Source organism: Streptococcus mitis (assembly GCF_013305725.1).
Lineage (GTDB): Bacteria > Bacillota > Bacilli > Lactobacillales > Streptococcaceae > Streptococcus > Streptococcus mitis_BO.
The window spans coordinates 1,948,679-1,960,527 of record NZ_CP047883.1; the positions used below are offsets into that span (position 1 = coordinate 1,948,679).

General features: G+C 41.6%; 11 protein-coding genes and 1 pseudogene. 3 read left to right on the plus strand and 9 right to left on the minus strand.

Features of this window, described 5'->3' with window-relative positions; translation table 11 throughout:
• Window positions 1-75: 75 nt before the first annotated feature.
• On the plus strand, window positions 76-1,767 hold the full coding sequence (argS, locus tag M594_RS09375; RefSeq protein WP_173876649.1) for an arginine--tRNA ligase: 1,692 nt from the start codon (window positions 76-78) through the stop codon (window positions 1,765-1,767).
• Window positions 1,768-1,895: 128 nt separating this feature from the next.
• Entirely contained in the window at window positions 1,896-2,141 is a 246-nt protein-coding gene (locus tag M594_RS09380) for a hypothetical protein (protein ID WP_049544515.1), read from the plus strand.
• A gap of 166 nt (window positions 2,142-2,307) precedes the next feature.
• Here M594_RS09380 and nrdI read toward each other — a convergent pair whose 3' ends face one another.
• The 5 genes and pseudogenes from nrdI to M594_RS09405 form a co-directional block, all read right to left on the minus strand.
• Complete coding sequence (gene nrdI, locus M594_RS09385; protein WP_173876650.1) at window positions 2,308-2,772, minus strand: class Ib ribonucleoside-diphosphate reductase assembly flavoprotein NrdI; 465 nt, start codon at window positions 2,770-2,772, stop codon at window positions 2,308-2,310.
• A 77-nt stretch (window positions 2,773-2,849) separates the two neighbouring features.
• Window positions 2,850-3,383: a hypothetical protein gene (locus tag M594_RS09390; protein ID WP_023946835.1), complete on the minus strand. Its 534-nt coding sequence runs from the start codon at window positions 3,381-3,383 to the stop codon at window positions 2,850-2,852.
• Between the two features lie 60 nt (window positions 3,384-3,443).
• Window positions 3,444-4,730 (minus strand): annotated as a pseudogene (locus M594_RS09395) (response regulator transcription factor).
• An 11-nt stretch (window positions 4,731-4,741) separates the two neighbouring features.
• Window positions 4,742-6,412, minus strand: a complete 1,671-nt coding sequence (locus M594_RS09400) for a sensor histidine kinase (RefSeq protein ID WP_290108879.1) — start codon at window positions 6,410-6,412, stop codon at window positions 4,742-4,744.
• The gene (locus tag M594_RS09405) at window positions 6,390-7,004 is read right to left on the minus strand and encodes a YesL family protein (RefSeq protein WP_045612386.1); all 615 of its coding nucleotides are present in this window, start codon (window positions 7,002-7,004) and stop codon (window positions 6,390-6,392) included. The genes M594_RS09400 and M594_RS09405 overlap by 23 nt, the downstream gene beginning before the upstream one ends.
• A 134-nt stretch (window positions 7,005-7,138) precedes the next feature.
• Between M594_RS09405 and M594_RS09410 the strand changes: the two genes are divergently transcribed.
• Complete coding sequence (locus M594_RS09410; protein WP_115904539.1) at window positions 7,139-7,708, plus strand: MptD family putative ECF transporter S component; 570 nt, start codon at window positions 7,139-7,141, stop codon at window positions 7,706-7,708.
• 29 nt (window positions 7,709-7,737) lie between these two features.
• On the opposite strand, the gene M594_RS09415 is transcribed toward M594_RS09410, so the two are convergent.
• The 4 genes from M594_RS09415 to M594_RS09430 form a co-directional block, all read right to left on the minus strand.
• Window positions 7,738-8,430: a methionine ABC transporter permease gene (locus M594_RS09415; RefSeq protein ID WP_000444647.1), complete on the minus strand. Its 693-nt coding sequence runs from the start codon at window positions 8,428-8,430 to the stop codon at window positions 7,738-7,740.
• 1 nt (window position 8,431) lies between these two features.
• On the minus strand, window positions 8,432-9,493 hold the full coding sequence (locus tag M594_RS09420; RefSeq protein WP_070480074.1) for a methionine ABC transporter ATP-binding protein: 1,062 nt from the start codon (window positions 9,491-9,493) through the stop codon (window positions 8,432-8,434).
• Window positions 9,486-10,859: a M20 family metallopeptidase gene (locus tag M594_RS09425; protein WP_000231807.1), complete on the minus strand. Its 1,374-nt coding sequence runs from the start codon at window positions 10,857-10,859 to the stop codon at window positions 9,486-9,488. The genes M594_RS09420 and M594_RS09425 overlap by 8 nt, the downstream gene beginning before the upstream one ends.
• A 96-nt stretch (window positions 10,860-10,955) precedes the next feature.
• Window positions 10,956-11,810: a MetQ/NlpA family ABC transporter substrate-binding protein gene (locus M594_RS09430; RefSeq protein WP_049531962.1), complete on the minus strand. Its 855-nt coding sequence runs from the start codon at window positions 11,808-11,810 to the stop codon at window positions 10,956-10,958.
• Window positions 11,811-11,849: the final 39 nt, after the last annotated feature.

Below are 11,849 nucleotides of genomic sequence, written 5' to 3' on the forward strand. Positions count from 1 at the left end.
GGAGATTTCAAAAATTTTTTCTTCTTTCTTTAAAATTGTGATAAAATAGTAGAAAAGTCCAAAAAGGAGCTCTTAATGAATACAAAAGAATTGATTGCTAGCGAATTGGCTAGTGTCATTGATAGCCTGGACCAAGAGGCTATTTTAAATTTACTGGAAACCCCTAAAAACTCAGAAATGGGAGACATCGCTTTCCCTGCTTTTTCTCTTGCAAAAGTCGAACGTAAAGCACCTCAAATGATTGCTGCTGAACTGGCTGAAAAAATTAACAGCCAAGCCTTTGAAAAGGTTGTTGCAACAGGACCTTACGTTAACTTTTTCCTTGATAAATCTGCCATTTCTGCTCAAGTATTGCAAGCCGTTATCACTCAAAAAGAACACTATGCTGACCAACATATTGGTAAACAAGAAAATGTTGTTATCGATATGTCTAGTCCAAATATCGCTAAACCATTTTCTATCGGTCACCTGCGCTCAACTGTTATCGGAGATAGTTTATCACATATTTTCCAAAAAATCGGTTATCAAACGGTCAAGGTCAACCATTTGGGAGACTGGGGTAAACAGTTTGGGATGTTGATTGTTGCCTACAAAAAATGGGGTGACGAAGAAGCTGTAAAAGCTCATCCAATTGATGAACTTCTTAAACTCTACGTTCGTATCAATGCTGAAGCTGAAAATGACCCTAGCTTGGATGAAGAAGCACGCGAATGGTTCCGTAAACTTGAAAATGGAGACGAGGAAGCTCTCGCACTTTGGCAATGGTTCCGTGATGAAAGTTTGGTGGAATTTAACCGCCTTTACAATGAATTGAAGGTTGAATTTGACAGCTACAACGGAGAGGCTTTCTACAACGATAAGATGGAGGCAGTTGTAGACATTCTTTCTGAAAAAGGTCTTCTTGTTGAATCAGAAGGTGCCCAAGTTGTAAATCTTGAGAAATATGGAATCGAACATCCAGCCCTCATCAAGAAATCTGATGGTGCAACTCTCTACATCACACGTGACTTGGCTGCAGCCCTTTACCGTAAAAACGAATACCAATTTGCTAAATCTATCTACGTTGTTGGTCAAGAACAATCTGCCCACTTTAAACAGCTCAAAGCTGTCTTGAAAGAAATGGGCTACGACTGGAGTGAAGACATTACTCATGTTCCTTTTGGTCTGGTTACAAAAGAAGGGAAGAAACTCTCTACTCGTAAAGGGAATGTCATCTTGCTAGAGCCTACTGTTGCAGAGGCTGTTAGCCGTGCCAAGGCCCAAATCGAGGCTAAAAATCCTGGACTTGAAAACAAAGACCAGGTAGCGCATGCTGTTGGGGTTGGAGCCATTAAATTCTATGACCTCAAGACCGACCGTACAAATGGATACGACTTCGACCTAGAAGCTATGGTATCCTTCGAGGGTGAAACTGGTCCTTATGTACAATATGCCTACGCTCGTATCCAATCGATCTTACGTAAAGCAGACTTCAAACCAGAAACAGCTGGCAACTATAGCTTGAATGATGCTGAAAGCTGGGAAATCATCAAACTCATCCAAGACTTCCCACGTATTATCAACCGTGCGGCGGATAACTTTGAACCTTCTATCATTGCTAAATTTGCAATTAGCTTAGCTCAAGCCTTTAACAAGTACTATGCACACACGCGCATCTTGGATGAAAGCTCAGAACGCGACAGCCGTCTAGCCCTTAGCTATGCAACAGCAATCGTTCTCAAAGAAGCCCTTCGCTTGCTTGGAGTAGAAGCACCTGAGAAGATGTAAATCGCCAAAGTTACTTGATTGCAGAGCAATCTAAGTAACTAACGCCAAATCCTATTCGGACTTTGGCTAGGCGCTTCACTAATTCAATCTACTCACTACTACTTCTTTATCATACAGGGAGATATCCTATGAGCCAATATGCTTATATCCTCGTTGTGATTAGCTTGGTTTTCCTTTTTCTGCTTAATAAGTACGAGAAGGAAAGACTGCAAAAACTCTACCAAGAACAACTTTTAAAGGATGAAACATTTAGGACTGATATCAAAGAGAAAATTCAAACGACTGAAAATATCAATGATGTCATTGCATATATCAATAAAACTTACCATCTGGGAATGTTACTGTCAAAAGACATTACAGATCAATTGAAATAATCAAAAACCGAGAAGAAAGCTTCTCGGTTTTTTTAGGGCATAATTTTTATCTTCCAACTATAGCAAATAACATTTATATTAAAAAGTTTATAGGTAATTTTCATCTCTGCTATAGAGGGGGATATAATAAGTTCTTCCTTCTAATGATTGAAAGATCGTTATCAGCTCAACTTTCCAACTCATACAAATCTGCAATAATCGCTGCGACACGTTTGATATCTCCCAGCATGCCTCGCATTTCAAAATCGGCCAATACAGGGAAACCAAAACGTTGACTGTATTGCTTAGCTGTCAGGCAGTATTGGTTATTAAAGTTACGATTTCCTGAACCAACCACACCAAAACACTTACTAGCATTGTCACCATAGGCGATAAAATCTCCCACTGGTGTCGTCAAAATCTCAACATCTCCGTTATCCACGCCATTCCCACCTTCGAGGTAGGTCGGTAAAAAAGCGACATAGGGATGTTCCATCTCATAAAAATCTTGGCCTTCCTTGACTAAGTCCTTGATATGAATCTTTTGAACCTCAATTCCCTCGTACTGGGAAAAGAGATAGTCTTTCAAGCGCGTCACAAAACTTTCAGTATTGCCACTCAGACTAATATAAACTAAAGAAATTGTCTTCATATGTACCTCCATGATTTTATCTATAATCGAAAAATAACTACCAAGATTGTAACTTGATAGTTATTTTTTGTCAATACTTAGGCAAGTTCTTCTGTTTCCTCTTCTTCTGCCAAGGCTTTTTGTTGACGCCATATCTTGTAGAAGACAAGGGCTAGGAAGAGAACATTGATGACGATATAGAAAATGCTGACAGCTTTTGAACCAATACCCATTGTCAAACGAATAGTTTCATCTTGAACCAACTGCAAAGCGTCTTGTAAAGTCACATAGGTATAAATCGAACCAATAATGGCTAGCAAAACATAGCCGACATAAGTATAGTTTGCATACTGCAAATTCTTACGAACAAGGAACACAATCGCTACTACCACTAAAATAGCAGATAGTACAACCAAGGCCACATTAAAAATAGAATGAGATGCTTCTGCCACTCTATAGCTAAAATTAATGCTATCTTCTACCTGCTGAGCACTGACCCCTGCAACTTGTTTTTGAGCAGCACGAAGGACTTCTTTACTAGGCAAGGGCTTCAAAAGTTCAAACAGAGACGTAGCTGAAATAAGAGCAGACAAGATGAGCAAGACCCATAGATAAATCGGTTTCTTTTTCATGATAGAACCTCCTGATATTATTATTTATATTATAGCACCTTTTGTAAAGGAATACAAATATTATAGTGTCGTTTCTACCTGTTTTCGGTAGGCTTTTGGCGATTTTCCGCACAATTTTCGGAACACTTTATAGAAATATCCCACGTTACTGTAACCAACGGCATAACAAATATCTTCGATACTGTCACTAGTTGAAAGTAAGAGCTGCTGGGCAGCCTTAATGCGTTGTTTGTTTAGTAATTCTGCGAAGGTCGAATTGGTTTCACGCTTGATCAACTGCCCTAGATAGACAGGATTGATAAAGAGATCCTTACTGATATCCTTGAGGGAAAGTTCTTTTTGATAATCACGCCCAATGACTTCTAGCACACTGACCACATTCTCATTCATACGATATTGCCCAAAGAATCGGGTCAGAGTTTCCTTGATATAAGGAACCAGTTCATCGAATGATTGAATAGCATGAATCGTTTTGACAATATCCGTCAAATCATCAGCTTTGAGATGCTCAAATAAATGGAAGACATCCATGACAAACTGGATAAAAAGCTATTTGGTAATCGGAACACGCGGCGTATTTTCAAGAACCACCTTCTCCAAAAGGTTCAACTCTTCCACGATTTGATTGAGATTTCCCTGAATGATAACCCTATAAATCGGTTCGTAATAGGCAAAGAGACTCTCAGACTGTTTTAGATTTACAGAACCGTAAAAGAGGGCTTTCTCAGCATTCAGCTTCCAGCGTTCAAAGTGTTCTTGATAAGGAGCTTCAAAGGGAGTAACGACTAAACCATCTAGGACTTGATCAGAAATAAAAATCTGCCAGTCTTGACCCAAGACATAGTAGGGAATGGTGAAGGAGCCTTGTTTTTCCTTAGCTAGGCCTATCCACCAATTCTCCTCACCTCCTAGATAACTAACAAATCCAGCCTCGTCTAAATCTTGACTGAGGGTCTGACTTTTCTTCCCTCTCTCGCCGAGCTGACCTGCAATCTTCTCCAGCAGATTTCCCAACTCTACCTTATCAACAGGTTTGACCAGATAGTCCACCACACTAAGGTTCATTGCTCTTTTGACATAATCAAACTCCTGATAACCTGAGAGCAGGATATAGGCAGCATCTGGTAAAATCTCTTTCATTTCCCGAATCATATCAAGCCCTGTTTTGTCGGGCATATTAACATCTGAAATGATGACATCAACAAGATTTTCCTGAACATATTCTAGGGCTTCATCGGCATGACTGGCTGTTGCGACGACCTCCATATCCCACTTATCAAAGGGAATCAAACGTTTCAGACCTTCTGTCACCATGTACTCATCATCTACTAATAATACTTTATACATTTTCTCCCTTTCTACTCATCTTGAATTGTAATACGATACTGAACACCTGCTTGCTCTGCAGACTCTATAGTAATAGCATAGCGATCCCCAAAATAGAGCACAAAACGCTCATGGACATTGACAATCCCGATAGACTGCTTTTGTTCACTGTAACTGGCTTGGTGTTCAAAATGTCTCTGACTTAACTTTTCTCGAATACTTGTCAGTTTTTCAGCCGACATACCACGGCCATTATCTACCACTAAAATTTCCACAAAACCATCCTGTTTAAGCGCCTTGATGCTAATCACATTATCTGTCCGTCTGTGGTCAACACCATGCGCGAAATAATTTTCTACTAGCGGTTGCAAAGTAAACTTGGGAATCTTCATATTCTCTAACTCTGGATCTATCTTGAAACCATAGGCAATGGACTTGGGATAGCGAACCATGCAGAGATAGCTGTATTTACGACAAAATTCTAATTCCTGTTTGAGAAGAGTCTCTCTTTCGTCGGAAATATTGTTACGCAAGAGACTACTGAATTCATAAATGATATCTGCTAACTCATCTTGACTTTGCATGACTGCGTACATACGCAAGAACTCCAGAGTATTGTACATGAAGTGAGGGTTGATTTGCGCCTGCAAGGCCCGCATATTGGCATCTTTTTGACTAAGCTCTAACTGGTAAATATCATGGATATTCTTTTCCAAGCGATCCAACATATCATTAGTGGTCTCTGCGATTAAGAGCAATTCCTGATCCTTTTCAAGCGTATCGATGCGAAGACCTTCTTGCCCTTGGGCAATAGCTTGGATGGAATCCACCAGATCCACTACCTGCTTTTGATAATTAGCAAAGGTCTGCCTCAACGTCAGATAGAGAATGACAATAAAGAGAAGGCTCAAGCCTACAATCAAAGCAGAGCTGGTCACCGTTCCTTGTAAAACAAAATTTTTGGGAACTGCCACCTGAACCTGATAGCCATGAGAGGTCACACCAACAAACCAGTTCTCATGTTCCCTATTGACCCTCTCACCAATATGAAAAATTTCCGTATCAAATGGTGATGTCACAGTAACAGCCATCGGAATATGACCTCGGGTATTGTCAATGGCATGATATAAAACTTCTGGATCCAAGGAGATGTAAATCACTCCTATAGATTGATCCGTTGCTGGGTCCAGAACTGGAATGCCAAAACTATTGGCCTCCGGTTTAAAGGCTTCAGCTGGCAAGACATGACCACTTCTTTTATCCCTGGTTGAAACATAAACTTCTTTAAAATCCTGCAAGACGATTGCAACACCCGTTATAGAGTCATTTTGGACATAAAGATCATCAATATTTTCATACAGAGAAATAGAAGTTGACGAAGTTGCTTGATGCTCCAACAGCCAATAAAAATACTCAGAAGTTGACAGGCTAAAGTACTTATAAACCCCTTGTATCCGGTCTTGATTGGCTACTAAATCTTGCGCTAGTTGGGCTGACTCCCGATAATAATACTCCACCTCATCAACTGTTCGAGTGGTTACACGTTGGGCTACTCTTTGAGCTTCCTTTTCCCGTGAATCCCAGTCAGCGTAAGAGAGTAAGATTGCAAAACTCGCAATAATAATCATCATAACTGAACTGTAGGTTCTCAGAAGCGTATGTAGCCAAAACTGCTTCATTCTATTTTGTCGCCAATTTTTCATGGATACTTTCATAGACCGGTTCCAACATATCACTGATAAAGAAATGCCACATCCCAATTCCTACAAAGAAAAGTAGGGCAGGCATATAGTAACCAATTGCCACAAGTAGCACAGTTCCAAGGAGAACCTTGGCCACAGCTGCTAGACTCATAAAGATGCCAATCAAGGATAGTTTGAGACTATTTCGATAAGACAAGTCAAAATAAACTTGTAATTTCAAAGATACTGTATAAGCCAAAAACAGCAAGGCAACTACTAGGACATTCAAAAAGGTCGCAATCAAATGAACGATGGTCTGATGAGGCAATTGCACCAATAGATACAGGCCATAGACCAAAACTAGATCCACCCCTAAAAAGCTATAGAAAATCAGGTTGCTTGAGACGAAATTTTGCTTATAAAGAGACCACGCCTCCTTCAAACTGTATTCGCGAAAGCTATAGCCATGTTCTGCATACAGGCTCATCAAGGTTGCACTAGCCGGCGCTAGACCAAGGATAATCCCTCCCACCAAGGTTAATAGCCAAAAGAAGGCTGTCGCAATCATCCCTAAAAAGAAACGATTAAAGACAAAGTCTAAAAATCTCCCCATGATATCCCCCTAAAAATAACTATGAAACCATTATATCATATTTCAAGCGTTTTCAAAAACTTCTACTATCCATTTACAATCCCACCAAACCATGGTAAAATGAGAATTGTGAAAAAATTATCAGGAGACAATTCATGAAGAAATCTATCTTAACTACACTGCTTTTTGCAGTTCTTTACTTCCTCTGCATGGGGATTGGTGTCCTTTTGGGCAATCTCTTTGACCAAACTGGAAACATGTTTTATGCGCCTGCCTTTACTGCCCTTGTCGGCGGTAGCGCCTATATGATGCTAATCGCAAAAGTTCCGCGTTTTGGAGCCATTACCACTATCGGACTTGTCATTGCCCTCTTTTTCTTGGGAACTAAACACGGTGCCGGTGCCTTTCTTCCTGGAATTATCTGTGGCCTCCTAGCAGATGGAGTAGCTAGCCTAGGAAAATACAAGGACCAAACAAAGAATTTCCTTTCTTTCATTCTCTTTGCCTTTAGTTCAACAGGTCCAATCTTGATTATGTGGATTGCCCCCAAAGCCTATATGGCTACCCTTCTGGCAAGAGGAAAATCCCAAGAATATATCGACCGTATCATGGTTGCTCCAAATCCTGGAACCATCCTTCTATTTATCGCAAGTGTAGTCATCGGAGCCCTATTGGGTGCCTTGATTGGACAAGCCTTGAGTAAAAAATTTGCGCAGAAAATCTGATTACTAAAAAAGAGCCACACGGCTCTTTTTTATTTATGACTCAATTTCTTGGTCAAGAAATCTCCCAAGAATTGGATTGCAAAGATAATCAAAATGATAATGATGGTTGCCAAGATGGTCACATCATGATTGTAGCGGTTAAATCCATAAGCGATGGCTACGTTACCGATACCACCAGCTCCAACCGCACCGGCCATGGCTGTTTCACCAACAAGTGAAATCAAGGTCACAGTCGTCACACGAATCAAATCTGGAAGACCTTCTGATAGATAAACACCTACGATATCCCAGAATGTCGCCCCGCTCGCTTGAGCCGCCTCAATGACACCGCCATCCAGCTCAGCCAAGACAACCTGCACCTGACGGGCAAAGAAGGCAAAGACCGCAAAAGATAGGGGTACAATAGCCGCATTTGGCCCGATACTTGTCCCTACGATTAGGTGTGAGAAGGGTGACAAGACTGCCAAGAGAATGATAAATGGCACCGCACGGAAAATAGAGGTAATCTTGTCTAAAATCCAGAAGACGACCTTATTTTCCAAGACACCACCCGGCGCTGTCAAGACAAGGAAAAGACCCGCCACTAGACCCAAGAAACCTCCGATGATGAAGGAAAGAACTGTCATATAGAGGGTTAGGTAGATGGCTGTTCCCCAGCCTGCCTGACCAGCCCAGCCCATCTTATAGACATTTGGCAAATAGGTTTGAATCAATGATTCCATCTTACTGTCCTCCCTTCAATACTTTTAGCTGTACGCCTGCTTGACGAATGGCTTCTTGGGCACCTGCCAACGCTGCTTTTTCACCTGACAAGACCACCACCAATTCTCCAACAGGAGTACCATCGAGGATTTCGATATTTCCATAGAGGATATTAGCTGTTACTTGGTAATGCTTGTACAATTCATTCAAAAGTGGCTCGTCTGTTGAAGCACCCGCATACTTGAGCTGCACCAAGAGACTGTTTTCTGACAGATGTTCCACGATTTCTTGCTTCTCAATTTTGACCATAGCTTCATCAATGCCTGTGGCTGTTGAGATAAAGTCTTGAGTCAAAGGCTGTTTAGGATCTGAGAAGATTTCAAGGACGCTGCCCTCTTCAATCAAATGCCCATCCTGCATGACTGCCACACGATTGGCAATGTCTTTGACAATCTGCATTTCATGCGTAATCAAGACAACAGTCAAGCCTAATTTTTGGTTCAAATCTTGCAACAAGGCCAAAATCTGCTTGGTTGTCTTAGGATCAAGGGCAGAAGTTGACTCATCTGAAATCAAGATTTTTGGATCATTTGCCAAGGCACGCGCAATGGCTACACGCTGTTTTTGCCCTCCAGATAGTTGTGAAGGGTAGTTTTCAGCACGGTCTGCCAAGCCAACCAAGTCCAACAACTTGGCTACTTTAGCCTTCTTTTCTTCCTTGCTGAGTCCAGAATGTTTGAGGGCAAAGACTACATTCTCCTCTGCTGTCTTTTGGCTCATCAGGTTAAAATGCTGGAAAATCATCCCAATATCTTGACGTTTACGACGCAACTGTTCTGCCGTCAAAGTCACCTTGCCATCAAAAATCACATCATCGTCAATGGTGATTTTCCCTGCAGATGGTTTTTGCAAGAGATTAATCACCCGTACAAGGGTTGATTTCCCTGCTCCAGAATATCCAACGATTCCGTAGATATCCCCTTCTTGGATGTGAATAGTCACATCCTTGACCGCTGTGATGGTTCTCTTCTTCTGATGAAAAGTCACATCGATCTGATCTAACTTGATAATATCTCTACTCATAGCTTCTAATCAGCTCCTCTACTAATTCAATATGGGTGTAATAATCGGCGATTCGCACGTTCTCATCTCCACCGTGGTCTCGACTATTGGCATTTCCTAGACCGAAGGCCACCATTGGCACCTCTAGGGCATCAAAGACTGTATGCATAGGCCCTGTCCCAGCTGTAGTCGGCAAGACTGAAACGCCCTGTGGATAGAATTTCTTAGCCAACTCGATTACATTGAGAATGGCTGGCGCGCTCATATCGCTTCGATAGCTCATCTCTCCCAAGGTATAGTATAATTCTACCTTATCAAAGCCATTTTTGTCTAGCTGTTTCCGAATTTTTTCCAGAACATCATGCGGTTCTAGACCAGGAACCAAACGAACTTCTAGCTTAGCACTGGCTTCTGCTGGCAAAATCGTTTTAACTCCTTGCCCTTGATAACCTGACTGAATCCCTTCGATATTAAGAGCTGGCTCAAAAAAGAATCGTTTTAGAAAGGCTGCGCGGTCCTCTTGTAAGAGAGGCAATTCCAAACCATAAATCTGGCTGATTTCCCCTGGATTTCGTTGAGCGTAAGTGTCCACCAAGGCCAATTCTCGTTCATTTGGCTCTTGTACCTCTTCGTACAAACCTTCTACCAAAATACGGCCATCAGCAGCACGAAGAGACTGTAGGGCTTGAAGAAGATACCAGGGAGCTGACTCCACAACCCCACCATAACTAGAGTGGATATCCACATCAGCACTTTTAACCTTGGCATCAAAGGTCACAATCCCCTTATTTCCACCAGAAATTTCCAGCTGTTCCAAGGCATTCTTGGTTCCTTGTTCCCAGACCAACAAATCCGCGCCACGAAGTTTGTCCGCGTGTTTTTCCAGATACTTATCTAGGTCTGTTGAAGCCGATTCCTCCGCCCCCTCCATGATAAAACTGATATTGACAGGCAAGTCATCATGGTGTTGCATATATTTTCTCAAAGCACTCAAACGAGCTGTGATATGACCCTTATCGTCGTCAACCCCACGCCCATACATGAAGCCATTGCGGACCGAAAGCGTAAAGGGATCCTCTGTCCAGACCTGATCTCCGTCCGCTGGAACAGTGTCATAGTGGTTGTAGAAAATCAAGGTCTTGGCATCTGGACGCGAACTCTTGAAATGCGCCATGACAAAGGGCGCCGTATAAGTCTCATCAATCTCCACTTCAGCCCCAACACGCTTGAAAATCTCACCCAGATAGTTTGCGACCTCCTTAAGTCCAACCTGCTGGGCAAAGACTGACTTCTTAGAAATCAAAGTACGCAAAACCTCAAAATAATGCTGGGCTACATGATCCTTTTCAAATTTTTCAATCTGTTCTTGTTCGCTAGGAAAAACCATATTCTCTCTACCTTTCTATGAACTACTCTTCCTGACAATCCATGCTCTATACAAAAGCAAGAGGTGGAATTCTCTCTCCCACCTCCCTGTTTCTTATTACCAAACTGGTTGATCCAAACCGTCTGATGTTTCTTCGATAACTTTTTTCACGTCATCTGTGTGGTAAGCTGCAATCACTTTCTTGATAGCATCAGCCTTAGGTGATGTTTCCCAATCTTTTTTCGCAACGATGATGTTATACCATTGTTTTGAGTTTTCATCAGCTTGTTCTTTGAAAAGTGCTTTCTTGTAGTCCAATTTTGCTTCTGTAACGAAGGTATTGTTTACAACGGCAGCGTCAACTGATGATAATGAACGAGCTGTTTGGCTAGCGTCCAATTCAGTGATTTTCAAGTTCTTTGGATTTTCTTTGATATTAGCAACTGTTGCAAGGGCAGTTCCTGAAACATCCAATTTAATCAAACCAGCCGATTGAAGCAAGTAAAGCGCACGGCTTTCGTTTGTAGCATCGTTCGGTACAGCGATTTCTCCGTTTGCTGGGATGTCTTCTACTTTAGTGTACTTGTTGTCACTTCCATTCAAACCTGAGTAAAGGCGGATTGGAGAGATGTAAGTATCTGCAATCGCTACAAGGTCTTTCCCGTTTTCTTTATTCCAGTTGTTCAAGAAGTTATAGTGTTGGAAAGCGTTCAAATCTACTTCACCATCAGCAGTTGCCTTGTTTGGTTGTGAGTAGTCTGTGAACTCTGTAAATTCCAAGGTAATGCCGTCTTTTTTAACCAATTCTTGGATTTTGTCCCAACGTTTTTCTTCAGAACCGCTACGGTTAACCGTTGCGATTTTGATAGTTGTTGCATTGTCTGCTTTCTTTTCTGAGTTTCCGCAAGCTACAAGAGCCAAACCTGCGACTGTAGCAAGGGCTGCTACACCAAGCCATTTTTTAATTTTCATGATTCTTTCTCCTTAAAAATAATACCGTACTAGTATCTC

Coding starts and splice junctions, on each gene's coding strand:
- M594_RS09380 (WP_049544515.1), top strand. CDS start 1,896: ATGAGCCAATATGCTTATATCCTCGTTGTGATTAGCTTGGTTTTCCTT.
- M594_RS09405 (WP_045612386.1), bottom strand. CDS start 7,004: ATGGGGAGATTTTTAGACTTTGTCTTTAATCGTTTCTTTTTAGGGATG.
- nrdI (WP_173876650.1), bottom strand. CDS start 2,772: ATGAAGACAATTTCTTTAGTTTATATTAGTCTGAGTGGCAATACTGAA.
- M594_RS09390 (WP_023946835.1), bottom strand. CDS start 3,383: ATGAAAAAGAAACCGATTTATCTATGGGTCTTGCTCATCTTGTCTGCT.
- M594_RS09400 (WP_290108879.1), bottom strand. CDS start 6,412: ATGAAAAATTGGCGACAAAATAGAATGAAGCAGTTTTGGCTACATACG.
- M594_RS09425 (WP_000231807.1), bottom strand. CDS start 10,859: ATGGTTTTTCCTAGCGAACAAGAACAGATTGAAAAATTTGAAAAGGAT.
- M594_RS09410 (WP_115904539.1), top strand. CDS start 7,139: ATGAAGAAATCTATCTTAACTACACTGCTTTTTGCAGTTCTTTACTTC.
- M594_RS09430 (WP_049531962.1), bottom strand. CDS start 11,810: ATGAAAATTAAAAAATGGCTTGGTGTAGCAGCCCTTGCTACAGTCGCA.
- M594_RS09420 (WP_070480074.1), bottom strand. CDS start 9,493: ATGAGTAGAGATATTATCAAGTTAGATCAGATCGATGTGACTTTTCAT.
- M594_RS09415 (WP_000444647.1), bottom strand. CDS start 8,430: ATGGAATCATTGATTCAAACCTATTTGCCAAATGTCTATAAGATGGGC.
- argS (WP_173876649.1), top strand. CDS start 76: ATGAATACAAAAGAATTGATTGCTAGCGAATTGGCTAGTGTCATTGAT.